The sequence below is a fragment of the Inhella sp. genome (assembly GCF_041912635.1).
In the GTDB taxonomy this organism is placed as follows: domain Bacteria; phylum Pseudomonadota; class Gammaproteobacteria; order Burkholderiales; family Burkholderiaceae_C; genus Inhella.
On record NZ_JAYRMO010000050.1, the window covers coordinates 1 to 21,205 of the forward strand.

Below are 21,205 nucleotides of genomic sequence, written 5' to 3' on the forward strand. Positions count from 1 at the left end.
CTAACAATCAGCGTTTATCTGCCGCGCCTCAACAGCCATCAAATGCTCCAGCGCCTGTCGCGGCAGATAAACCATGTTGAATAAACCGAGTCCAGTCGTGGACTGCGGGGGTTTGGCCAGAGGGGATTGGATCGCGCCTGGCCCTTGAACTCAGGCAATTGTGGCCGCGCGTGGAGCAGGTGCCATGCGGTTGAGCCCCGATCTGCGGCCTCGGCGGGCCCGGGGGCGGCGCCGCTTCGCAAGCGTCTGCCCTTTCACGCCTCGCGCACAGGCTGTGGGGTGCGGGTGGCACAGCCCACCCCGGCCTCGCACCCCGCGTGGCTTGGCCGCCGTCCTGGGCTTCTCTGGCTTCACGGCGGCCCCCGTTCGCGCGCGGGCTCTGCCGAGCGGCTGCCCTGCGGCCCCGGCAAGTGCTTGAGTCCAGGAAGCGTTTGCACCACCTGCAAGTGGCCATGCCGGCACTGCGGACAACGGCTCAGCTCGATACGCGCCACCCGCGCCATGAAGGCCTGCGCACTCTCCAGGGTCGCCTTGTGAACGGCGGGCTGCGCCAGACTGGCGCGCGCTTGGGCCAGCTGCGTCTTCTTGCAGCCGTTGGCCAGCACGCCGTAGTGCCGGATGCGCTGCACACCGCCGGGCAGCACATGCAGCAGGAAACGCCGGATGAACTCTTCGATGGGCAGTCGCACGCGACGCTTGCCGCCCTCTGGGTCGGCCCGCGCCGTGAAGACAACCTCCCGTTCGCGCGTCAGCGCCTGGAGGCGCTCGTTGCCAATGGCCGTGCGGTGCGTGTAGCGGCCCAGGTACTCCAGCACTTGCGCCGCTCCGCCCAGGGGCGTCTTGGCGTAGACCACCCAGTCATGCTTGACCAGGGCCTTGCGGCCGCTCGCTGTCAGGTTCACGTCTTGCAGCTCGCTGTGGCGGGCCAGCTGGCGCAGTGCCGCCATGAACTTGCCCCGATAGACCTTGGAGAGCGCCTGCACGGGGAAGAGGAAGTCGGGCTGCCGTGCGGGGGTGTGCCACTGGCCGTCGTGCCCGAGCACCCCGCAGGCCATCAGGGCATGCAGGTGCAGGTGTTGGCGCAAATCCTGGCTCCAGGTGTGGAGCACGAGGCTGAAGGCGGCTTGGCCATCTTCGATGCCCATCCAGCGCGGGTTGGCCGCGAAGTCCTTGAGCGTGGCGGCCACGCTGGCAAACAGGGTCTCGATGACCCAGCGCGGCTGGCAGCGGTACAGGCTGTTGAGTTCATGCGGCAGCGTGAAGACGAGGTGGGCATAGGGCACCTCCAGCACCTCGGCCAGACGCCCGCGCAGCCAGGCGTCGCGCTCGCGCGCACCGCATTGCGGGCAGTGGCGGTTGCGGCAGGAGTGGTACTGCCAATGCCGGTGGCCGCACTGGGCGCAGGCCAGGCACTGACCGCCCAGCAGCGCGGTGCGGCAGGCGCAGATGCCCCGCCAGGCGCGGGCCTGGGGTGTGCTCAGGGGGTGCGTGCGCAGATAGGGCTCGGCGCCCAGGCGCAGCAGCTGGGCCAGCGTGAGCAAGAGCGCCTCAGTGCAGCGAGGCGGCGCTGGGCAAGGCGGCCAGCAGATCCAGTCGATCCGTCTGCGGCTGGGGCTGGAACTGCGGGCTGATCAGGTGCAGGTAGCGCGTGGTGGTGCTGAGGTGGTGGTGCCCGAGCAGCTGGGAGATGGTGTGCAGGTCCACGCCGGCTTCCAGCAAATGGGTGGCGAAGCAGTGGCGCAGGGTGTGGGTGCTGCCCTGCTTCTTGATGCCGGCCTCAAGCCGGGCGCGCTGGTAGTGGCGCTGCACGATGCTGGAGCAGTAGGGCTCGTGGGTGCGCGGGTTGGCGAACAGCCAGCCCGGCGCGGCGGGAGCATGGCGGTGGCATTGGTGGCGGCGGCAGTGCGCGCGCAGCAGGCTCAGCAGCGTGGGGCTGAGCAGGGTGTAGCGGTCGGCGGCGCCCTTGCCGGCGCGTACGCGCACGCACATCCGGTCCGCTGCACTGTCGATGTCGGCCACGCGCAGGTGACAGCCCTCTTCGAGGCGCAGTCCGCAGGCGTACAGGGTCTGCAGCAGGGTTCGCACGATGGGGTGCAGGCAGTGCGCGAACAGCCGGGCAATCTCGGCGCGCGCCAACAGCTCGGGCAGTTGCTGAGGCACGCGCGCCACGGGCGGCAGCACGTGCTGGGCGCTGGTGTCTAGACCCTCGCGGCCGAGCACGTGGACGAACAGGAAGCGGCTTGCCGAGGCAACCTGGTTGATGGTGGAGTAGGAGCGGTGGCGCTCGCGCACCAGGTAGAGCATGTAGCGCTCGATCTCGGCGGCGTCCAGCTCGGCCGGGCTGCGGCCGAAGTGCCGTGCCATGCGGGCGAGCACCTCCACATACGTCTCCTGGGTTCGCACGGACAGGCCGCGCACGACCATGGCATCGATCAGTTGCTGGCGCAGCGGGGTCATGGGCTTCTCCTTCAGGCCGGGGGACATTCCCCAGTCCAAAGGCTTGATCGACCGCCGGCCCTTCGCAAGGCCAAACCCAAACGCAAAACGCGGTGGCCGCCCGATGCAGGCAGCCACCGCGTCAGCGGTTTAGTTCAACTTGGTTTTAGGCCGCATCCCCATGTCGTCACATCTAGCGACTTGTGGATAGTTGCGGTTCAGTGTTGATAAATAGGGCTGCTGCATCTAGCTACTTTTCCACCACCCGATCCAGCAGTTTCAGCATGCCTGCGACCTTTCGCGGCATTCGCCAGACCCTTTGATTGGGATCCCAGCGCGCACCGGCAGCGCGTGCAGCGTCTTGCAGGTCTCGCTCTTGATACGCAATGCGCACGCCAACGAGCTCGTCGCCGCGATTGGCAACCGGTGCGGCGTCCACCAGCAGTTCGACGGTCGTGAAGCGGGTGCAACCGTCTTCACTCAAGCGATGCCGCACACAAACCAGGGCGCCTCCATAGCGCTGGGCGAGCTTCAAGGCGCCACGGCTGTGCGGGCTTAACTTGCGCAGGACGCGGGCATGCGTCACAGGCTCACCAGCCGCGGGTGACTGTGCCGCTGGATGCGGAAAGCTGTACGGGTTCAAAGGCCACCTCCCCTCTGGCTGGGCTCCGGGGCACCTCTTGGCGGGCACCTTGGAGCAGGCCGTCTTTATACGGCCCGTCCTGCAGGCAGGCCGCACGGTCTAACCCCGACCGAAGCACGCCAGCTGCAATGGCAGGCGCGCAGCCGGCGCAGCAAGCGCCCCGTTAGCGCAGCGCCGCCGGCAAGGCCAGGGTGGCGCTCGCGCTGCCGTAATGCAGCTTGAGCTGATCCCCCGGCCGCAAGGCCTGCGCCTTCACCAAGGGCCCCAGGTCAACCCAAAACACCCCCCGGTCCACGCTGCCGGGGTCAGGCCGCAGATTGGGGTTGGGGGTGATCGTCTGCACGTTGTCGCCCTTCACCGGCGGCGGTGCCAGTTCCCAGGCCAGGCGACGTTCCTTGCCATCGGGCCCGCGGCCCACGGCTTCCATCTGCCAGCGGGTGCCGAAGGGCGCATTCCGCAGCAGCACGGTGTAGCTGACCAGGAGCGCGGCCGCCGACGCCGGGGGCACGGGCACGCGCGCATCGGCGCCCGGGCGCAGCAGCCAGGTTTCGACCCCGTACACGCCGGGCTCGCGCTCCAGCTCCGGGAAACGCTCTTCGTCCAGCGGGTTCAGGGTCAGGAAGGGGGACACGGGTTTCTCCTTGGAACGGGGCGGCCGGGCCAGGGCGCCGGTCGTCAGCAGCAGGTTCGCCGACAGGGCGGCGGCAACTAGAAGCCGCCGCTGAGATCGACCTTGCGCAGGGTGGTCTTGCATTCGTTGCAGAAGGTGGTGATGGTCTTGAGCGAACCCCACATGGTGCAGGTGGCGGCGTTGTGGGCCGCGTCGGTCCAGAGGTCGGTGCCGGCGGCCACGCCCACGGAGCAGTGCGGCCCGGTGTGGGAGACGCCATTGGCCGCATTGAAGCTGGGGTAGTGGTGGGCCTGCTGGTCGGGCTGGCCGCCCACACCGGGGGCGGTGAGGTGCAGCTTGTGGCCGAGCTCGTGCACCATCAGCGCCTCGGCGGCGGCCGCGGTGAGGATGGCGTCGGTGTTGGGGTCGCGCATGTTCAGGTAGATGACCGGGTGCGCGTTGTAGGCCCAGCCCACCGCCCAGCCGCGGATGGCCTTGACGTTCAGCGTGACCCGCAGCGTGGCCACCGCCGCGGCAAAGTTGCCGCGCACGCCGGTCAGGTCCACGGTGAGTTGCTGGCTGAAGGCGTTGCGGCCGCCCACGGCGGCCGCGGCGGGTCGCTCGGTGCGCCCGCCGCCCCGCACCGTGCAGCTGCCGAAGGCGCTGCCGTCGTTCAGCGGCACAAACACGTACTGCGAGCCGCCCTTGGCCAGGGTGACGGTGACACTGGCCGGGAAGTTGCCCGTGCCATCACGGGCCACGTCCACCCGGAAGGCTTCCAGGGCGATGGGGTCGCTGACGAACTCGCCGACGATCACCGCCACGCTGTGCGGGCGCAGTTCGCGCACATGGGCGGTGCTGGAGCGCAGGGCCCGGCGGCCGATGTCGTCCAGCCCTTCGGCCAGGTTGTTTTCTTCGATCACGCCCAGCTCGGAGCCGCTGGAGCGCTGCACCACCTTGACCTCGATGCCCAACCGGCTCAACGTGCTGCGGATGGCGTTCATGGCGGCCAGCGCGGCGGCGCGGCCGCTGGCATAGCGCACCACCGGCCGCAGGTAGACGCGACGCATCACCTTCACGGCGTTGGAGCCGGGCACGAAACCCTGCCCGGGCAGCGCGGCCTCGACCTTGTACTCGCCGCCGCCCAGGGCGGAGATCGGCAGGCCGGGTTCGATCAGCAGCTCGCCGTTCTCGTTGGTGCTGTATTCACGGGCGGAGCGGACGTACTGCAGATGCCCGAGGCCGCGCTCGCGCGCCGAAAGGGTGGAGCTGCCGGCCGGAAAGCCGCCGCGCGTGAGGGTGCGCGTGAGCTTCACCCGCACGGTGGTGGCGCGCGCGGGGGTCACCTGCACAAAGATGGGCGGGGAGTTGCCGATCTGGTTGTCGGAGGTGATGTCGCTGTCGGCCTGGCGAATCTCGGCGCGCGTGAGGTTCACATATTGATTGCGCGTGGCGCCGAACAGCGCGTTCTGCGTCGCCTGGTCGGCAAAGCCCACCGCGACGATCGAGCTGACCAGCGGACAGGGCTCGGCAGTGCCGTTCAGCACGTCGTCGGCCAGCAGAGCGTCGAGGTTGTCCTCGTCGGCGGCGAACAGGCTGGCGCTTTGATCAGCGCTGGAAACCGGCGGCGGCATGGATGGCCTCCTTCAGAAGCGGTTCACGTGAGTCGGGCGGCAGCGTGGTGGCCAGGCGCACGCAGCGGCCCAGGCCCAGCAGCAGGTCACCCGCCAGGCACAGGCGGGCCACGGGGCTGCCCTCCAGGCCCGCCATCTGCGCCAGCCGCTGTTCGTGGCTCAAGAAGGCCTGGGCGTCGGGCGAGAGGGGCAAAGCCTCGTCCTCGAATTCGGGCTCGGGGGCGTCGTCTCGGGGCTCCGCATGGGGGGCGAAGGCGGTGCGCGCCAACTCCAGCAGCGTGGCGTCGCCCAGCTCCTGCGCCAGGGCGCGCTGCCAGGCCAGGTGCAGGCCGGCGCGCAGCTGGCGTTCGCGCATCGCCGCCTGCTTGAAGCGCAAGCCCTGCTCCTGCGCCAGCAACTGGGCCATGGTGACCGGCAGCGTGGGCTGAAGCGGCAGCTGCCGCGCACCGGGCAACAGGCGTCCATCCACGAACCACAGCGCGCCCAGCGCGGCCGCGGCGTTCAGCAGCGCGGCGGCCCGGGTGTCGCGCCAGGGGGCACCGGCCTCCAGGCCCATCTGCAGCCACTGGGCGGCTTGCTGCACGTCGCGCGCGGCCAGCGTTTCGTTCGGCGCGAGGCCTTCCGACACCAGTTGCTGCAGCGCGCCCAGGCGGGCCAGCGGCTCGCCGCGCTGCGCGGGCAACAGGGCTGCGTCCACCCGGGCGGTCCACTGGCGGGCCTGGCTGTGAACCAGGTTCCGCTTCATCTGCTGCATCTGCTCGGTACTGAGCTGCATGGGCGTGTGAGGGTGTTCGTGACGAAAGGTGGCGGGGGCATGGCCTGAATCAGGCCGTCACGCTGAAGGGAGTGGCGTCAGCGGCAATCTCAGCCCGGCCACCTCCCCTCTTGCGGGGCCCCGTGGCGCCACTTGCCGGGCGTCTTGGAGCAGGGCTGTTTATACGGCCCACCCTGCGGGCACGCGGCGCGGTCTAACCCCGACCCCCGCATCCAGGTCAGCCGCTTGCTCTCGCCGCGCCTGTATGAAATAACCGACACCACGCTCCCGCCCTCCTCGCTAAGGTGCGCGCCCATGTCGAAACCCCCTCCCTCCTCCCGCCGCCTGTGGGACCTCTCCCCGCCGGTGAGCCCGAGCGCTCCGATCTTTCCGGGCGATGCGCCCTTCCGGCTGCAATGGACGGCGCGCATCGGGCCGCAGTGCCCGGTGAACCTGAGCGCGGTAAGCACCAGCCCGCATGTGGGCGCGCACGCCGACGCACCGCTGCATTACGCCGATGAAGGCGCCGCCATCGACGCCGTGGCCCTGGACCCCTACCTGGGCCGCTGCCGCGTGATCCACGCGATCGACTGCGGGCCACTGATCCTGCCGCAGCACCTGGCGCATGCCGCTGCCGAGCTGCCGCCGCGCGTGCTGGTGCGCACTGCGGAGAAAGCCGACACGGTCTGGCGCGACGACTTCACCGCCTACGCGCCCGAAACCCTGGCCTGGCTGGCCGAACGGGGGGTGCAGCTGGTGGGCATCGACACGGCTTCGGTGGACCCGGCCTCCAGCAAGACCCTGGATGCGCACCAGCAGCTGCGCGCGCATGATCTGCGTGTGCTCGAAAACCTCGTGCTCGATGAAGTCCCGGAAGGGGACTACGAGCTCATCGCCCTGCCCTTGCGCTGGGTCGGGGCCTGTGCCTCGCCCGTGCGCGCTGTCCTGAGAGAACTGCCATGACAAGAGACGACGCCCTGCGCAGCGATGCGCAAGACCCGCTGGCCCCGCTGCGCGAGCAGTTCGCCCTGCCCGAGGGCAAGATTTATCTGGACGGCAATTCCCTCGGCGCGCAGCCCAAGGCCACGCCCGAGCGCGTGCGCCGCGCCATCGAGCAGGAATGGGGCACGGACCTGATCGAGAGCTGGAACAAGGCCGGCTGGATCGACGCCCCGCGCCGCCTGGGCGACCGCCTGGCCCCGCTGATCGGTGCGCGCACCGGCGAGGTGCTGGTGGCGGATTCGACGTCGATCAACCTCTACAAGGTGCTGCACGCCGCGCTCTCCCTGCAGCAGGGGCAGCGCAAGAAAGTGGTGAGCGAGCGCAGTAATTTCCCCACCGATCTGTACATCGCCGACTCGGTGGTGCGCGCCCATGGCGGCGAGCTGGTGCTGGTGGATTCGCCCGACGAGATTCCCGCCCTGCTGGACGAGCACTGCGCGGTGCTGATGCTGACGCATGTGCACTACCGCACCGGCCGCATGCACGACATGGCCCTGCTGACCCGCTGGGCCCAGCAGGCCGGCGCGCTGACGGTGTGGGACCTGGCGCACAGCGCCGGCGCCGTGCCGGTGGACCTGCTGGGCGCGGCGGCCGACTTCGCGGTGGGCTGCGGCTACAAGTACCTGAACGGCGGCCCCGGCGCCCCGGCCTTCGTGTGGGTGCACCCGCGCCACCTGGGCCAGAGCTTCCAGCCGCTGATGGGCTGGCTGGGCCATGAAAGCCCCTTCGCCTTCACGCCCAACTACCGGCCGGCGGTGGGCATCCAGCAGTACCAGTGCGGCACCCCGGTGGTGCTGAGCCTGGCCGCCCTGGAGTGCGGGCTGGCGGTGTTCGAGCAGGCGCAGGCCCTGGGCGGCATGGCGGCGCTGCGCCGCAAGTCGCTGGCGCTGACGGACGCCTTCATGGCCGAGGTGGAGGCGCGCGTGCCGCAGGCGCGCATCGTGACGCCGCGCGAGCATGCCTTCCGCGGCAGCCAGGTTTCGCTGGCACTGAATGCGCCGCTGGAAGACGCCGCCTACGCCGTGATGCAGGCTCTCATTGCCCGCGGCGTGGTGGGCGACTACCGCGCCGGCGACCCGGCCCGCCTGGACGCCGAGCCGCATCTGCTGCGCTTTGGTTTCACGCCGCTGTACACGCGCTTCGTGGACGTGCACGACGCCGTGACGCAGCTGGCCGACGTGCTGGCCCGCGAGGCCTGGCGCGCGCCCGAGTTCCAACGCAAGAACAAAGTGACCTGAGATGAAACAACCCCCAGTCTCGCAATCGCTCGCCACCCCCCGAGGGGGCGCTCAGTGGCTTCGGGCGGCCGGGCGCCACTGATATGAGCAAACCCGAAGACATCGTGCGCGAGGAGCGCGCCCAGCTCGACTTTTCCAAGGACATGAGCTACGGCGACTACCTCGGCCTGGACCTGGTGCTGAACGCGCAGAAGCCGCTTTCGCCCGCGCACGACGAGATGCTGTTCATCGTGCAGCACCAGACCAGCGAGCTGTGGATGAAGCTGGCCCTGCACGAGCTGCACGCCGCCACCCGCTGCGTGGCCGAAGACCGCCTGCCAGAGGCCTTCAAGATGCTGGCGCGCGTGAGCCGCATCTTTGAACAGCTGGTGCATGCCTGGGACGTGCTTTCCACCATGACGCCGACCGAGTACAGCGCCATCCGGCCCTACCTCGGCCCGAGCAGCGGCTTCCAGAGCCACCAGTACCGGCAGATCGAGTTCATGCTGGGTAACAAGAACGCCGCCATGCTGCGACCGCACGCCCACCACCCGCAGCGCCTGGCCGCGGTGCAGGCGGCGTTTGAGTCGCCCTCGCTCTACGACGAAGCGCTGCGCCTGATGGCCCGCCGCGGCATTGCCCTGCCCGCCGAGGTACTGGAGCGCGACTGGACCCAGCCCTATGCCGCCAGCGAAGCGGTGAAGGCCGGCTGGATGCAGGTGTACCGCGAGCCCACGAAACACTGGGACCTGTACCAGATGGCCGAGGAGTTCGTGGACCTGGAAGACGCCTTCCGGCTCTGGCGCTTCCGCCACGTGACCACCGTGGAACGCATCATCGGTTTCAAGCGCGGCACCGGCGGCACTTCGGGCGTGGGCTATCTGCGCAAGATGTTGGACGTGGTGCTGTTTCCAGAACTTTGGGCACTCCGTACCGAGCTGTAACGCACCCGACAATCGCGGGCTCTGCTTCCCAAGCCCAGCCCGCCCCATGGACACCCGCGCCCACCCCATCCCCCAACGCCTGGCCTCCGTTCGCGAGGCCCTGCAAGCCACCAACAGCCATGCGCTGCTGGTGCCCTCCGCCGACCCGCACCTGAGCGAGTACCTGCCCGAGCGCTGGCAGGGCCGCGAGTTCTTAAGCGGCTTCACGGGCTCGGTGGCCACGCTGGTGGTGACGCTGGACGGCGCGGTGCTGTTTGCCGACAGCCGCTACTGGGTGCAGGCCGAGGCCGAGCTGAAGGGCTCGGGCATCGAGCTGGTGCGCGTGCCCACGGCCGCGCCTGGCCATGTGATCGACTGGCTGGTGGGCCACCTGAAGAGCGGCCAGCGCGTGGCGGTGGACGCCCAGGTGCTGGGCCTGGGTTTTGCCAATGCGCTGCAGGCTGCCTTGGGCCCGGCCGGCATCGTGCTGGATGGCGGCCTGGACCTGCTGGAACGCATCTGGCCCGAGCGCCCCGGCCTGCCGCCGCAGCCGGTGCATGAACTGGCCCCCGAGCTGGTGGCCCGCCGCCGCGCCGACAAGCTGGCCGATGTGCGCGCCGCCATGGCCCAGGCCGGCTGCTCGCACCACCTGGTCTCCAGCCTGGACGACCTGGCCTGGCTGCTGAACCTGCGCGGCGCGGATGTCTCCTACAACCCGGTGTTCGTGGGCCACCTGCTGGTGAGCGCCGACAAAGCCGAGCTCTTCGTGGCGCCCGGCAAGATCGACGCCGCCTTGCAGCAAGCGCTGGCCGCGGACGGCGTGCAACTGCGCCCCTACGACCAGACCCTGGACGCGCTGGCCCGCGTGCCGGCCGGCAGCACCGTGCTGCTGGACCCCAAGCGCGTGACCTGGGGCCTGCGCCAGGCCCTGCCGGCGGGCGTGAAGGTCAAGGAAGCCATCAACCCCAGCACCCTGGCCAAGAGCCGCAAGGCCGCGCTGGAAGCCGAGCACATCCGCGAAGCCATGGTGCGCGACGGCGCGGCGATGTGCGAGTTCTACGCCGAGTTCGAAGCCGCGCTGGCCGCGGGCGAGGCCTGGACCGAGCTGACCGTGGACGAGCGCCTGAGCGCGGCGCGCGCGCGCCAGCCCGGCTTCAAGGGCCTGAGCTTCTCGACCATCGCCGGCTGGCAGGCCAATGGCGCCCTGCCCCATTACCGCGCCACGCCCGAAAGCTTCAGCGCCCTGGGCACGAACGGCCTGCTGCTGATCGACTCCGGCGGCCAGTACGCGGGCGGCACCACCGACATCACGCGCGTGTGGGCCCTGGGTGAAGTGAATGCCCAGCAGAAAGCCGACTACACGCGCGTGCTGCGCGGCACGATTGCCCTTTCGCGCACGGTGTTCCCGCGCGGCACGCTGGGCCCGATGCTGGACGCGATTGCCCGCGCGCCGCTGTGGGAGGCCGGCCTGGACTTTGGCCATGGCACCGGCCATGGCGTGGGCTACTACCTATGCGTGCACGAAGGCCCGCAGAACATCTCCAAGGCCATCCCCGAGCCGACCATGGCCATGGAGGCCGGCATGATCACCTCGATCGAGCCCGGCCTCTACCGCCCCGGCCAATGGGGCGTGCGCATCGAGAACCTGGTGCTGAACGTGGAGCAGCCCACGGTTGAGAACAACGCCTTCGGCCAGATGCTCGCCTTCGAGACCCTGACGCTGTGCCCCATCGACACCCGCCCGATCGAGCGCAGCCTGCTGCGCGCGGACGAGATCGACTGGCTGAACCGCTACCACGCCACAGTGCACGAACGCCTGCTGCCGCGCGTGCAGGGGGCGGCGCGCGAGTGGCTGCTGAAGCGCACCGAGGCGATCTGAACCCCAAGGGCCTTCGGGCCCTTTTTGTTTACATCTGCTTGAACAGGTGCAGGTAGCTGCGGCTGACGGGCAGCACCTCGGGTCGGTTCTTGAGGTGGATGTCGGCGGTTTCGTTGGGCCCGCGGGTGACATGCGCGATGGCGCGCAGGTTCACCACCACCGAGCGGTGCACCTGCTGGAACTGCTCCGGGTCGAGCTGGTCGATCAATTCTTTGAGCGGCGTGCGGATCAGGGCCTCGCCCTCGGTCCAGACCACCAGGGTGTACTTCTCGTCGCTGCGCAGGAAGCTGATCTCGTCGACCGGGATCACCTTCAGCATCTGGCCCACCGAGGCCTTGATCCATTGCAGATAGGGCTGCGGGCTGCCGCCGCGCTGCAAGTGGGCGGCGATCTGGGCCAGCAGCGCCTCGGCATTCGGGGCAGGCTCGGCCGCGGCCGGGGTCTGCAGGCGCTCCTGCAAGCGCTGCACGGTCTCGGCCAGGCGGGCCGGCTCCACGGGCTTGACGACGTAATCGAGCGCGCCCTGGTCGAAGGCAGCGACGGCGTACTGGTCAAAGGCGGTGACGAAGACCAGGATGGCGCTGCGGTCGGCCGCGCGGATGGCGCGTGCCGCTTCGACGCCGTTCACACCGGGCATGTGCACGTCCAAAAAGCAGATGCGCGGGCGGTGGGCTTCGAAGAGCTCGACGGCCTCGCGACCGTTGCGCGCCTCGGCCACCACCTGCAACTCCGGCCAGGCCTTGGCGAGCATGCCGCGCAGGGCCTCGCGCAGCAGGGGTTCGTCGTCGGCAATCAGGGCGGTGATCGAGTTCATGGCTTCTTAATGGGCAGGATGAGTTCAGCGCACACGCCATGGGGCTGCACTTCGCTGAGGTGCAACTGTGCCTGTGCCCCGAGGCTGAGCTGCAGGCGCTCGCGCAGGTTCGCCAGCCCGAGGCCCGGGCTGCCGCCCTGGCGCAGGCCCACACCGGTGTCGCGCACCTGCACGCGGCAGCGCTGCGCCGCGCCCTCACCTTCCAGCTGCACCGTCACGTCGATGCGCCCGCCTTCCTCGCTCGGGTCGATGCCATGGCGGATGGCGTTCTCCACCAGCGTGAGCACCGTCATCGGCGGGCAGGTCAGACTCTCGGCGGCGGGCGCCACGTCGAGCGCGTAGGCCAGGCGGTCGGGCATGCGCAGGTGCATCAGCTCCAGGTAGGCGCGCACCAGCTGGATCTCCTGGCCCAGGTTGCTGGCCTCATCGTTCAGGCGCGGCACGGCGGCGCGCAGGTAGGCGATCAGGCTGGACAGCACCGCCGAGGCCTTGGGCGAGCCGGCGTCCACCAGGGCGCGCACATTGGCCAGGGTGTTGAAGAGGAAATGCGGCTCGATCTGCGCATGCAGAAGGCGCAGGCGGGCATCCAGTGCGCGGCGCTCCAGTTCGGAGCGCTCCAGCTCGAAGCCCAGGGCCTGGCTGCGCGCCTCGGCGTCGCGCTGGCGGTACAGCGCCGCCATGGCCACCAGCGGGCCCAGCACCAGGCCGGAGGCGGCGGTGTACAGGAAGCCCATCATCCGGGCCTCGCTTTGCCAGAAGGCCGCGAAGTTGCCGCCCACCGCCACCATGTAGACCACCAGGGTGCCCAGCGGGACGGCCAGCGCCACGCCCACCAGCTGCAACAACCAGCGCGCGAGCCAGCGCGGCAGGCGCCGCGGCCAGCATTCCAAGCCGACGAAGGTGAGCAGCGCCAGCAGGCCGATGACCATCGAGCGGCCCACCAGCACCGGCGTGGGCGTGACGAACACCGGGCTCAGCACCAGGGCCAGCAAGGAGGAAATGCCCAGCGTGAACGTGACGCGCTGCGGGTTCAGCCCGCGGAAGAAGGCGCGCAGGGTCTGTGCATGCGTGGGCAAGGTCTGAGGCATGGCGACACCATAGCCAAGCCCAGACGCCCTGGCGCGGCCCTTGCGATGAGTGACGAACCGCAGGGGCCGAAGCACGGCCCTTGCCGGGCTTCAGGCGCGCAGGGCGCTCCCGCAGATGACCCAGTCCAGTGCCTGCTGCAGCGCGAAGCGCAGGGCTTCATCGGGGGTGGACCAGCGATAGCCCTGGCCCAGGTCCAGTTCGCGGAACACCTCGACAAGGCGCCGATCTCGCAGCCGCCGCATCACCACCACGGCCGCTCCGTACTGGCCACCCGCACGCGGCAAGGCCACCGCGTACACCCGGTGGTCTCCGGTATCGAGCTCCCTGGAAAACATTCGCTAACAAGCCCCACAAAGTGGGCCGATGCTGCCCGCGCACGCCCGGGGCGGACATCCGACAAATGGGGGATGGGGCTCTCCCGTGGAGACCCGCTTGCCGAGGGGCCTACCCGGCAGCGGCGCTCCCCACAAACCCCAGTGGCTCTCGCCATGAGCCAGTGCCTGCCTACTCTGGGTTCAAGCAACCGCCCCGCCATGACAAGCGGGTATTGCCTTGAGGCGTCGCCTTACGATACTGTATGCATATACAGTTTCACATCAGCACTGACCAGGCAACTGCGGTACGCACTGATCGGATGGCTGGGGCGCTGGCGAGTTTGCGGAAGTCTTGATGGAGCGGATCGACGGGGTTCCCCACCTCAAGGGGACTCACGTCGAGGCCGGAAAGGAGAACCAGGAATGAATGCGTTCAGACAGCACTACCGTCCCGCCCGCAAGGAGCTGCCCCCATGGCTGCGCCGCATATGGGCCTGGCTGTGAACCCGCCCGCGGGGCATGGCGGCGGAAGGGTCGCCTGGGCCGGCCGGCGTGGCCCCTGCCGAACCTGCCGCTTCTTCGGCGGCTACTCACGCAGCGGCGCGCAGGCGTGGTGCCTGCGGGAATTGCCCATGAAGGTACTGTGGATGGAGCCCGCCCAAGGCTGCCAGGCCCATGCGGCGCGCGAGCGCGTGGCGGCTTGAGCGCGAGGGGAAATCGATGAGTTTCAACACACCGGCCGAGTTCTCCGCGAAGGTGCTCGCTCTCATGGCGGTGACGCGCCACACGGAAGCCACCGCAGCCGCCGTGCGCTGGGCCCGGCAGCACCGACGGGGCCGGGTCTGGACGTTTGAACTTCTGGAGCAAACGGCGCATCAGAACCTTGAGCCCTTGGCTGACTCGCCGCGCACCCTCAGCCGCGCCCTGGTGCGCGTGCTGCTGGAAGGGAGTACCCCCTTCGATCCCTTACCCTCCGAGCCGGCGATCCCGGGCTTGGATGTCATCGAGCTGCCTGGTCTGGAGTGGGTGGAGCCGACCCTAGAAAACGACGAGCTTCCAGGCGACCAAGGCACGCCGAAATGAAGGCCCTGCTCGCCACCGTCGTGCTCGGCGCCACGCTGCCGGTTTTCGGTCTGGTGCTGCTGCTGGTGCTGATCAAGGCACCCTGGGCACTTCTGGCGCTTGGCTTCATCCTCGCCGCCGTCTGGCCCTTCCATGCGCACTGGCTGGAGCAGCAGCCATCCCGTACCGAAGATTGCGGAAACGATGTTGCGTAGACGGCAGAAGCGCTTGCCGCAGAAACGAAAAAGCCCGCACGGGGCGGGCTCTTAAGTCCTTGACTGAACAAGGCATCTGGCGGAGAGGGAGGGATTCGAACCCTCGGTACGGGGATACCGTACGCCTGATTTCGAGTCAGGTACATTCGACCACTCTGCCACCTCTCCTGAAAGCAGCTCCTGCGTGGTCTGGTGCAGGAAAGCCGCGCAGTATAGCAGCGGTTTTCAGATCTTCAGCTCGCTCGTACCGCCCATGTAGGAACGCAGGGCTTCTGGCACCTCGATCGAGCCGTCAGCGCGCTGGTAGTTTTCCAGCACCGCCACCAGGGTGCGTCCCACCGCCAGGCCCGAACCGTTCAAGGTGTGCACCAGTTCGTTCTTGCCCTGGGCGTTCTTAAAGCGGGTCTGCATGCGGCGCGCCTGGAAGGCCTCGCAGTTCGAGCAGGAGCTGATCTCGCGATAGGTGTTCTGCGCCGGCAGCCAGACTTCCAGGTCATAGGTCTTGGCCGCGCCAAAGCCCATGTCGCCGGTGCAGAGCTGCATAACGCGGTAGGGCAAGCCCAGCCGCTGCAGGATGGCCTCGGCATGGCCCACCATCTCCTGCAGCGCGGCCTCGCTGTGCTCGGGGTGCACGATTTGCACCATCTCGACCTTGTCGAACTGGTGCTGGCGAATCAGGCCGCGCGTGTCGCGGCCGGCCGAACCGGCTTCGGAGCGGAAGCAGGGGCTGTGAGCGGTCAGTTTGATCGGCAGCTCTTCGGCCTTCAGCACCTGCTCACGCACGCTGTTGGTGAGCGAGATCTCCGAAGTCGAGATCAGGTACTGCTCCTGCGCCTCTTCGTCACCACCGCGCAGCACCCAGAACATGTCCTCCTTGAACTTGGGCAACTGGCCGGTGCCCTCAAGCACCTCGCGGTTGACGATGTAAGGCGTGTAGCACTCGGTGTAGCCATGCTCCTGGGTCTGCACGTCCAGCATGAAGGCGGCGAGCGCACGGTGCAGGCGGGCGATTTGACCGCGCAGGAAGGTGAATCGGGCCCCGCTGAGGCGGGTGCCGGTCTCGAAGTCCAGGCCCAGGGGTTCACCCAGGTCGGCGTGATCCTTGGGCGTGAAGTCGAAGGCGCGCGGGCTGCCCCAGCGGCGCACTTCCACGTTGGCCGTTTCGTCGCTGCCCACCGCCACGTCGGTTTGCGGCAGATTGGGCAGCTGCATCAGCAGCGCGTTCATCTGGTGCTGCAGGGCATCGAGGCGCTCAGCCGACTGCTTCAGCTCGTCGCCAATGCCGCCCACCTCGGCCAGCAGGGCCGAGGCGTCTTCGCCCTTGCCCTTGGCCATGCCGATGGCCTTGGACAAGCTGTTGCGACGCGCCTGCAACTCCTCAGTGCGGGTTTGCAGATGCTTGCGCTCGGTTTCGAGCGACTGGAACAGCGCCACGTCCAGGTAGGGCTGCGGGTTCTTGCGGGTTTCAAGGCGGGCCACGACGGCATCGAGGTCGCGGCGCAGCAGGGTGATGTCGAGCATCGGATTTCCTTGGAGAAAAGTTCAGCGGCCGGCCCATGGACCGGCAGGGCGTCAACGCGGCGCCGGGGTCAAGATCGCTCGGTGGCGACCTCGGCCATGGATTTGTCGCCCAGGCCCATGGGCAGGGGGAAGCGGGTGTGTTCGGTCACGCCATCCAGCTTGCGCACACTGGTGGCGCCCAGGGCGCGCAGGCGCTCGATCACGCCCTGCACCAGCACCTCCGGAGCCGAGGCGCCGGCCGTCAGGCCCACCTGGCTGCGGCCTTCGAACCAGGCCGGGTCCAGGTCTTCGGCGCCGTCCACCATGTAGGCGGGCGTGCCCAGGCGCTCGGCCAGCTCGCGCAGGCGGTTGCTGTTGGAGCTGGTGGGGCTGCCCACCACGACCACCACCTCCACCTGGGGCGCCAGCAGCTTGACGGCGTCCTGGCGGTTCTGAGTGGCGTAGCAGATGTCCTGCTGCTTGGGTTCGCGCACCTGCGGGAAGCGCTCGCGCACGGCCTGCAGAATCTCGGCGGCGTCGTCCACGCTCAGCGTGGTCTGGGTCACCACCGCCAGCTTGTCCTGCTGGCGCAGACGCACCCGGGCCACATCGGCCACGTCCTCGACGAGGTGGATGCCCTCGCTGAGCTGGCCCATCGTGCCCTCAACCTCGGGGTGACCCTTGTGGCCGATCATGATGAATTCATAGCCTTCGCGCGCCAGCTTGGCCACTTCCACGTGGACCTTGGTGACCAGCGGGCAGGTGGCATCAAAGACCTGGAAGCCCCGCGCCTCGGCCTCGCGGCGCACCGCCTGGCTCACGCCGTGGGCCGAGAACACCAGCGTGGCGCCGGGTGGCACTTCGGCCAGGTCCTCGATGAAGATGGCGCCCTTGGCCTTGAGGTCGTTCACCACATAGGTGTTGTGAACGATCTCGTGGCGCACGTAGATGGGCGCGCCGAACTTCAGCAGCGCGCGCTCGACGATCTCGATGGCGCGGTCCACGCCCGCGCAGAAGCCGCGCGGCTCGGCCAGCAGGATCTCACCGGCCATCACAGCACCCCGATGACTTGCACCTCGAAGCTCAGCGCAACGCCGGCCAGCGGGTGGTTGAAGTCGAACAGCAGGTGGTCTTCATGCAGCGCAGCCACGGTGCCGGCGAATTGCGCTCCGCCCTGGGGCGCGGGGAACTGCACCACGTCGCCGATCTGGTAGTCCTGGTCGGGGTCGCCCTGCTCGGCCAGCAAGCGCCGACTCACGGGTTGCATCAACTCGGCCTTGCGCGGGCCGAAGCCTTCGTCGGCCGCCAGCTGAAAGTGCTCATGCGCACCTTCGGGCAGGCCGATCAGGCGCGCCTCCAGGCCGGGAGCCAGCTCGCCCTGGCCGAGCGTCAAGGTGGCGGGCTGCTGCGCGAAGGTGTCCACCAGGATCTGTCCATCCGGGCCCTTCAGGCGGTAATGCAGGGTCAGAAAGGCCCCGGGCGTGACGGTGGCGACGGTGGCAGCAGACATGGTGAGGCGGCCCAAGAGGGCCAATGAGCGATCAGCAGAACCGGGGATTTTAGGGAGGGCGGCCCGCGCCCCCAGGAGAGCCCTTCCTAGAATGCCTCCCCATGTCCCTGGCCGCCCTGCCCCCGAGCTGCCGCCCGCGCGAAAAGCTCCTTGAGCGTGGGCCTGCCGCCCTCAGTGATGCCGAGCTGCTGGCCTTGCTGCTGCGCACCGGCGTGGCCGGGCAATCGGTACTGAGCCTCTCTGATGCCTTGCTGCAGCGTTTTGGCGGCCTGGCCGGCCTGCTGCGTGCCGAACCGGCTGAGCTGGCCCGCATCAAGGGTCTGGGGCCCGCCAAGCGGGCCGAGCTGCTGGCCGTGCTGGAGCTGGCGCGCCGGGTGTTGCAGCAGCCGCTGGAACAACGCCCGGTGCTGAGCGACGCCGACACCGTGGAGCAATTGCTGCGCCTGCGCCTGGCCCCGCTGCCCTACGAGGTGTTCGCGGTGCTGTTCCTGGACAGCCAACTGCGGCTGATTGCTCTGGAGGAGTTGTTTCGCGGCACGCTGAACCACACCGCGGTCTACCCGCGCGAGCTGGCCCAGCGCGCGCTGCAGTTGGGCGCGGCCGCCGTCATCCTGGCGCACAACCACCCCAGCGGGTTGGCCGAACCCTCGCAGACCGATCGCGAGCTGACGCACCGCCTGAGCCAGGCGCTGAGCCTGTTTGACATCCGCGTGCTGGACCACTTGGTGGTGGGGCACCAGGCCTGCGTGTCCTTCGCCGCACGGGGCTGGCTGTGAAGGTCTCGGGCCTGCAAGGCCTGGGTGAGCTGCGACGCACGCTGCGCACCCAGCGCGAGCGCGCCGAGCAGCAGGCGCGCGAAGAAGCCGAACGCCAAGCCCAACTGGACCGCGAACGGCGCCTGTTTGCCCTGGCGGTGGGGCCGGTGACGCCGCTGCGCCCGCACCGTCGCTTCGTGCCGCGCGCCCTGCCCCTGCCGCCCGAGCCGCGCCAGCGCGAGGCCGATGAGGCGGAAGTGCTGCGCCAGGCTTTGTCGGACGGCTTTGACGTGGACACCCTGCTGGAGACGGATGAGGAGCTCTCCTACCGCCGTGCCGGCATTCCGGCTTCCGTGCTGAACCGCCTGCGCCGCGGCCACTGGAGCCTGCAGGCCCAGTTGGACCTGCATGGGCTGCGCCGTGACGAGGCCCGTCTGGCGGTGGCCGAGTTCCTGCACCTTTGCCAGGTGCGCGGGCAGCGCTGCGTGCGCATCGTGCACGGCAAGGGCCATGGCTCACCGGGGCGTGAGGGCATCTTGCGCGTCAAGGTGCGGCGCTGGCTGGTGCAGCACGATGCCGTGCTGGCCTTCGTGCAGGCACGCTCCGACGAAGGCGGTGCCGGCGCGCTGGTGGTGCTGTTGGCCGGAACCTGAGACGGCGCTCAGGCACCCGCGCGGTTGCGCATCCAGTCCGCGGTGTTGTGGAAGGACTGCTGCAGGCGCTCGCGCAGTGCGGCCGGCACGCCCTCCTCGTCCATGGCCTGGGTCATGCAGGCCAGCCAGTCGTCGCGTTCGCGGATGCCGATCGGAAACGGGAGATGGCGCGCCCGCAGGCGCGGGTGGCCGAAACGGTCTTCGTAGTGGCTGGGGCCGCCCAGCCAGCCGCACAGGAACCAGAAGCATGTGCGGCTGCCTATGTGGCGGGGCTTGGCACTGGGGCCGTTGTTCGCGCGCTGTCCGCAAATCGGGCCTCGCAGGCCGTAGCGCGCGAGGCCCGTGTGGTCACTAGCGCTGCACCGCAAACACCAGCAACTGCCATCGAATCGGCCCTTGGCCCGGCGAGTGCTGGTGGTGGTTCTGCGGAGGCAGCGTGTGCCCCTTGGCAATGCCGATCTCATCGCCACACACTGCGCAGCGGTAGATGCCGGCGTTGGCGGTGGTGGTGCCGGGCGATAGCAGCTTGTCGAATTCCTCGTGCTGCGATTGGGTCAGGTACTGACCGTGCTTGTACTGAGCCAAGATGGCTCCTTTCGCGTGAGAAGTTGTCGTGAGCAGACGGTCATCGGCAACACCGAATTGACCGTCTGCGGTCAGCGCTTAAACTACCCACACGCGGGACTGCACGACCCGCGCGGCGGGTAGCTGGGTCACGCTCTTGTTTGGTTGCTCTGAACGATCACGAGGCCTCGCTTTTCTGCTAGCTCAGGTTCACTAGCTGAACTCCCTGGTCAAGGGGCTGTGTGCACAGAAGGGCTGGACGGTCGCAACGTCTGGCCCTTCGCCTTTGGACGCCATCTAAAACGGGATGTCGTCGTCCATGTCATCGAATCCCGTGCTCGCCTTCGGCGCCGGAGCCGGCGGGCTGCCATTGGGCTTCGTCTTTGCCCACGTTGGCAGGTCCTTGGCGCTGGCGCTGCCGTCCGCCACGGCGCAGAAGGTGGGCCAGTGCTTGCGCAGGCGGTCAAACAGCAGCGATTCTTCGCGGACGGTCCACGTCCACTCCTTGTCGGCGCCTGAATAGCTGCCGCGCCACAGCAGGCCGTTTTCGCGCACCAGCTTCCACAGAACCTGCTCGTCATGCGTCAGCAGGTCCGGGTGACGGAGCGCCAGCCGGGCAAACCTATCGGCGTCGTCTACATCCCACAGCGCCTCGGCTTCGTCGGCCAGGACGCCATTCCCGCTCAGGTCCAAGCTGAAGTGCTTGAGACTGTCTTCGATGGCCCACTCGATGTAGCTGGAGACAGTTCGGCGCTGCCGCCGTGCCGCCAGTTCAGCTAAGTACCGAAGCTTCGGGTCGAGACGCACCGTCACGGTCTCTGACCGGGAGAGTTTGCCGCCGCCTTTTCGCCGTTCTGCCTCGGGTGCCATGGTCTGAGCCCTGTTGATCTGACCAGTACTCTATCAGAAACGTGGTGACATGCAATACGTCTGCACAAAGCTGGCACGTTGCGGCGGAGTGGCCCGCCTCGCCCGTCGATGGGTGTAACAGTGGCTGATGCGCCAGAGTCCCTCTGGGCTCCTATGACTCATCTTGTCCCCTCGGTCGATGCGAAGGCCCAATGCGTTCACCGCAACCCAGTCGATGGAGCCCGTCATGACCACGCACCAGACCGCCAAGCAACCCAACGTCACCGAGCGCCTGTGGTCACTGTTTGACCAGATCGGCGTGGAGGCCCTGTCGCTGAACTTCGCGCAAGCGCTGGCGGAGGCGGAGGGGCTGAACCGGACCAGCGCCTGCATCGCCTTCTACCGCTGGCGTGCTGCGAGGCTTGTGCCGGCGGAGCCGCAGGCAGCCTGACCACACCTCGCCCAGCGCAGCGGCCCGCCTCGTGCGGGCCGTTTGCTTTGGTGGGCCGTGACGGCGCGCGGCCAGCGCCCGGCGCGGGGTCCAGCGGCCTCCTGGCGGCCCTGCGGCGCCGGGGCATGCGGGGTAGGTGGCGGGAGCCGGCTGCGGCGCGCTGTAGGGCCGGCAATGCGGCCGGGGCGTGCAGGGTGCTGACAGCTGTCACCGACCGCCATATAGGAGCCAAACCGTGATCGGCGTAATGGATCCAGTCGCGGATCGGCATATAACAGCCAGCCGACCCAGGTGAACGGGCGTCTCGAACCGATGCCGCGCCTTCCTACCC

24 protein-coding genes, 1 tRNA gene and 1 pseudogene are annotated in these 21,205 nt (G+C 68.7%); 10 read left to right on the plus strand and 16 right to left on the minus strand.

Translation table 11 applies throughout. The features are described 5' to 3' along the window. Positions 1-350: 350 nt before the first annotated feature. The 6 genes from ACE3QP_RS20785 to ACE3QP_RS20810 all read right to left on the minus strand — a co-directional run bounded on the left by ACE3QP_RS20785 (position 351) and on the right by ACE3QP_RS20810 (position 6,098). The gene (locus tag ACE3QP_RS20785; RefSeq protein WP_374438828.1) at positions 351-1,541 is read right to left on the minus strand and encodes an IS91 family transposase; all 1,191 of its coding nucleotides are present in this window, start codon (positions 1,539-1,541) and stop codon (positions 351-353) included. Between the two features lie 7 nt (positions 1,542-1,548). Continuing rightward, positions 1,549-2,457 (minus strand): tyrosine-type recombinase/integrase, encoded by a 909-nt coding sequence (locus ACE3QP_RS20790; RefSeq protein ID WP_374438830.1) that lies wholly within the window; start codon positions 2,455-2,457, stop codon positions 1,549-1,551. A gap of 229 nt (positions 2,458-2,686) precedes the next feature. Next, entirely contained in the window at positions 2,687-2,971 is a 285-nt protein-coding gene (locus ACE3QP_RS20795) for a hypothetical protein (RefSeq protein ID WP_374438832.1), read from the minus strand. 271 nt (positions 2,972-3,242) lie between these two features. Further along, positions 3,243-3,710, minus strand: a complete 468-nt coding sequence (locus ACE3QP_RS20800) for a hypothetical protein (protein ID WP_374438834.1) — start codon at positions 3,708-3,710, stop codon at positions 3,243-3,245. Positions 3,711-3,787: 77 nt separating this feature from the next. Continuing rightward, the gene (locus tag ACE3QP_RS20805) at positions 3,788-5,323 is read right to left on the minus strand and encodes a hypothetical protein (RefSeq protein WP_374438836.1); all 1,536 of its coding nucleotides are present in this window, start codon (positions 5,321-5,323) and stop codon (positions 3,788-3,790) included. Next, on the minus strand, positions 5,298-6,098 hold the full coding sequence (locus ACE3QP_RS20810; protein WP_374438838.1) for a hypothetical protein: 801 nt from the start codon (positions 6,096-6,098) through the stop codon (positions 5,298-5,300). The genes ACE3QP_RS20805 and ACE3QP_RS20810 overlap by 26 nt, the downstream gene beginning before the upstream one ends. Positions 6,099-6,392: 294 nt before the next feature. On the opposite strand from ACE3QP_RS20810, the gene kynB reads away from it, so the two are divergent. From kynB to ACE3QP_RS20830, 4 genes are all read left to right on the plus strand, one after another. Next, positions 6,393-7,040, plus strand: a complete 648-nt coding sequence (gene kynB / locus ACE3QP_RS20815) for an arylformamidase (RefSeq protein WP_374438840.1) — start codon at positions 6,393-6,395, stop codon at positions 7,038-7,040. Further along, complete coding sequence (gene kynU, locus ACE3QP_RS20820; RefSeq protein ID WP_374438842.1) at positions 7,037-8,317, plus strand: kynureninase; 1,281 nt, start codon at positions 7,037-7,039, stop codon at positions 8,315-8,317. Before kynB ends, kynU begins: the two co-directional genes overlap by 4 nt. 83 nt (positions 8,318-8,400) lie before the next feature. Beyond that, complete coding sequence (gene kynA / locus ACE3QP_RS20825) at positions 8,401-9,240, plus strand: tryptophan 2,3-dioxygenase (protein ID WP_374438844.1); 840 nt, start codon at positions 8,401-8,403, stop codon at positions 9,238-9,240. A 46-nt stretch (positions 9,241-9,286) separates the two neighbouring features. Continuing rightward, positions 9,287-11,098, plus strand: a complete 1,812-nt coding sequence (locus tag ACE3QP_RS20830; protein ID WP_374438846.1) for an aminopeptidase P family protein — start codon at positions 9,287-9,289, stop codon at positions 11,096-11,098. Between the two features lie 28 nt (positions 11,099-11,126). Here the strand turns inward: ACE3QP_RS20830 and ACE3QP_RS20835 are convergent, their stop codons facing one another. The 3 genes from ACE3QP_RS20835 to ACE3QP_RS20845 form a co-directional block, all read right to left on the minus strand. Continuing rightward, positions 11,127-11,912 carry a LytR/AlgR family response regulator transcription factor gene (locus ACE3QP_RS20835; RefSeq protein ID WP_374438847.1) on the minus strand — a complete coding sequence of 262 codons (786 nt, stop codon included), beginning with the start codon at positions 11,910-11,912 and terminating at the stop codon, positions 11,127-11,129. Continuing rightward, a complete protein-coding gene (locus ACE3QP_RS20840) occupies positions 11,909-13,000 on the minus strand; it encodes a sensor histidine kinase (protein ID WP_374438849.1) in 1,092 nt (363 codons plus the stop codon). The genes ACE3QP_RS20835 and ACE3QP_RS20840 overlap by 4 nt, the downstream gene beginning before the upstream one ends. A gap of 90 nt (positions 13,001-13,090) precedes the next feature. After that, positions 13,091-13,336 carry a hypothetical protein gene (locus tag ACE3QP_RS20845; protein WP_374438851.1) on the minus strand — a complete coding sequence of 82 codons (246 nt, stop codon included), beginning with the start codon at positions 13,334-13,336 and terminating at the stop codon, positions 13,091-13,093. Between the two features lie 452 nt (positions 13,337-13,788). On the opposite strand from ACE3QP_RS20845, the gene ACE3QP_RS20850 reads away from it, so the two are divergent. The 3 genes from ACE3QP_RS20850 to ACE3QP_RS20860 are packed head-to-tail and all read left to right on the plus strand — an operon-like array spanning position 13,789 to position 14,592. Continuing rightward, positions 13,789-14,019, plus strand: coding sequence for a hypothetical protein (locus tag ACE3QP_RS20850; RefSeq protein ID WP_374438853.1), 231 nt, complete (start codon positions 13,789-13,791; stop codon positions 14,017-14,019). A gap of 16 nt (positions 14,020-14,035) precedes the next feature. After that, positions 14,036-14,398: a hypothetical protein gene (locus tag ACE3QP_RS20855; RefSeq protein WP_374438855.1), complete on the plus strand. Its 363-nt coding sequence runs from the start codon at positions 14,036-14,038 to the stop codon at positions 14,396-14,398. Further along, complete coding sequence (locus ACE3QP_RS20860) at positions 14,395-14,592, plus strand: hypothetical protein (RefSeq protein WP_374438857.1); 198 nt, start codon at positions 14,395-14,397, stop codon at positions 14,590-14,592. Before ACE3QP_RS20855 ends, ACE3QP_RS20860 begins: the two co-directional genes overlap by 4 nt. 77 nt (positions 14,593-14,669) lie before the next feature. On the opposite strand, the gene ACE3QP_RS20865 is transcribed toward ACE3QP_RS20860, so the two are convergent. The 4 genes from ACE3QP_RS20865 to ACE3QP_RS20880 form a co-directional block, all read right to left on the minus strand. After that, a tRNA-Ser gene (locus tag ACE3QP_RS20865) sits at positions 14,670-14,760 on the minus strand. Between the two features lie 57 nt (positions 14,761-14,817). Continuing rightward, positions 14,818-16,113 (minus strand): serine--tRNA ligase, encoded by a 1,296-nt coding sequence (gene serS, locus ACE3QP_RS20870; RefSeq protein WP_374438859.1) that lies wholly within the window; start codon positions 16,111-16,113, stop codon positions 14,818-14,820. 68 nt (positions 16,114-16,181) lie between these two features. Beyond that, positions 16,182-17,144, minus strand: a complete 963-nt coding sequence (ispH, locus tag ACE3QP_RS20875) for a 4-hydroxy-3-methylbut-2-enyl diphosphate reductase (protein ID WP_374438861.1) — start codon at positions 17,142-17,144, stop codon at positions 16,182-16,184. Beyond that, complete coding sequence (locus ACE3QP_RS20880) at positions 17,144-17,602, minus strand: peptidylprolyl isomerase (RefSeq protein ID WP_374438863.1); 459 nt, start codon at positions 17,600-17,602, stop codon at positions 17,144-17,146. Before ACE3QP_RS20880 ends, ispH begins: the two co-directional genes overlap by 1 nt. Before the next feature lie 101 nt (positions 17,603-17,703). On the opposite strand from ACE3QP_RS20880, the gene radC reads away from it, so the two are divergent. Together radC and ACE3QP_RS20890 are read left to right on the plus strand one after the other, a co-directional pair. Beyond that, on the plus strand, positions 17,704-18,378 hold the full coding sequence (gene radC, locus ACE3QP_RS20885; protein ID WP_374438865.1) for a DNA repair protein RadC: 675 nt from the start codon (positions 17,704-17,706) through the stop codon (positions 18,376-18,378). Then, entirely contained in the window at positions 18,375-19,010 is a 636-nt protein-coding gene (locus ACE3QP_RS20890) for a Smr/MutS family protein (protein WP_374438867.1), read from the plus strand. The genes radC and ACE3QP_RS20890 overlap by 4 nt, the downstream gene beginning before the upstream one ends. A gap of 8 nt (positions 19,011-19,018) precedes the next feature. Here the strand turns inward: ACE3QP_RS20890 and ACE3QP_RS20895 are convergent. From ACE3QP_RS20895 to ACE3QP_RS20905, 3 genes and pseudogenes are all read right to left on the minus strand, one after another. After that, positions 19,019-19,270: pseudogene (locus ACE3QP_RS20895) on the minus strand (globin); the annotation flags it as partial. A gap of 91 nt (positions 19,271-19,361) precedes the next feature. After that, positions 19,362-19,595 carry a hypothetical protein gene (locus ACE3QP_RS20900; RefSeq protein ID WP_374438869.1) on the minus strand — a complete coding sequence of 78 codons (234 nt, stop codon included), beginning with the start codon at positions 19,593-19,595 and terminating at the stop codon, positions 19,362-19,364. Positions 19,596-19,871: 276 nt separating this feature from the next. After that, positions 19,872-20,387: a hypothetical protein gene (locus ACE3QP_RS20905; RefSeq protein ID WP_374438871.1), complete on the minus strand. Its 516-nt coding sequence runs from the start codon at positions 20,385-20,387 to the stop codon at positions 19,872-19,874. A 283-nt stretch (positions 20,388-20,670) separates the two neighbouring features. On the opposite strand from ACE3QP_RS20905, the gene ACE3QP_RS20910 reads away from it, so the two are divergent. After that, positions 20,671-20,874, plus strand: coding sequence for a hypothetical protein (locus ACE3QP_RS20910; RefSeq protein WP_374438873.1), 204 nt, complete (start codon positions 20,671-20,673; stop codon positions 20,872-20,874). Positions 20,875-21,205: the final 331 nt, after the last annotated feature.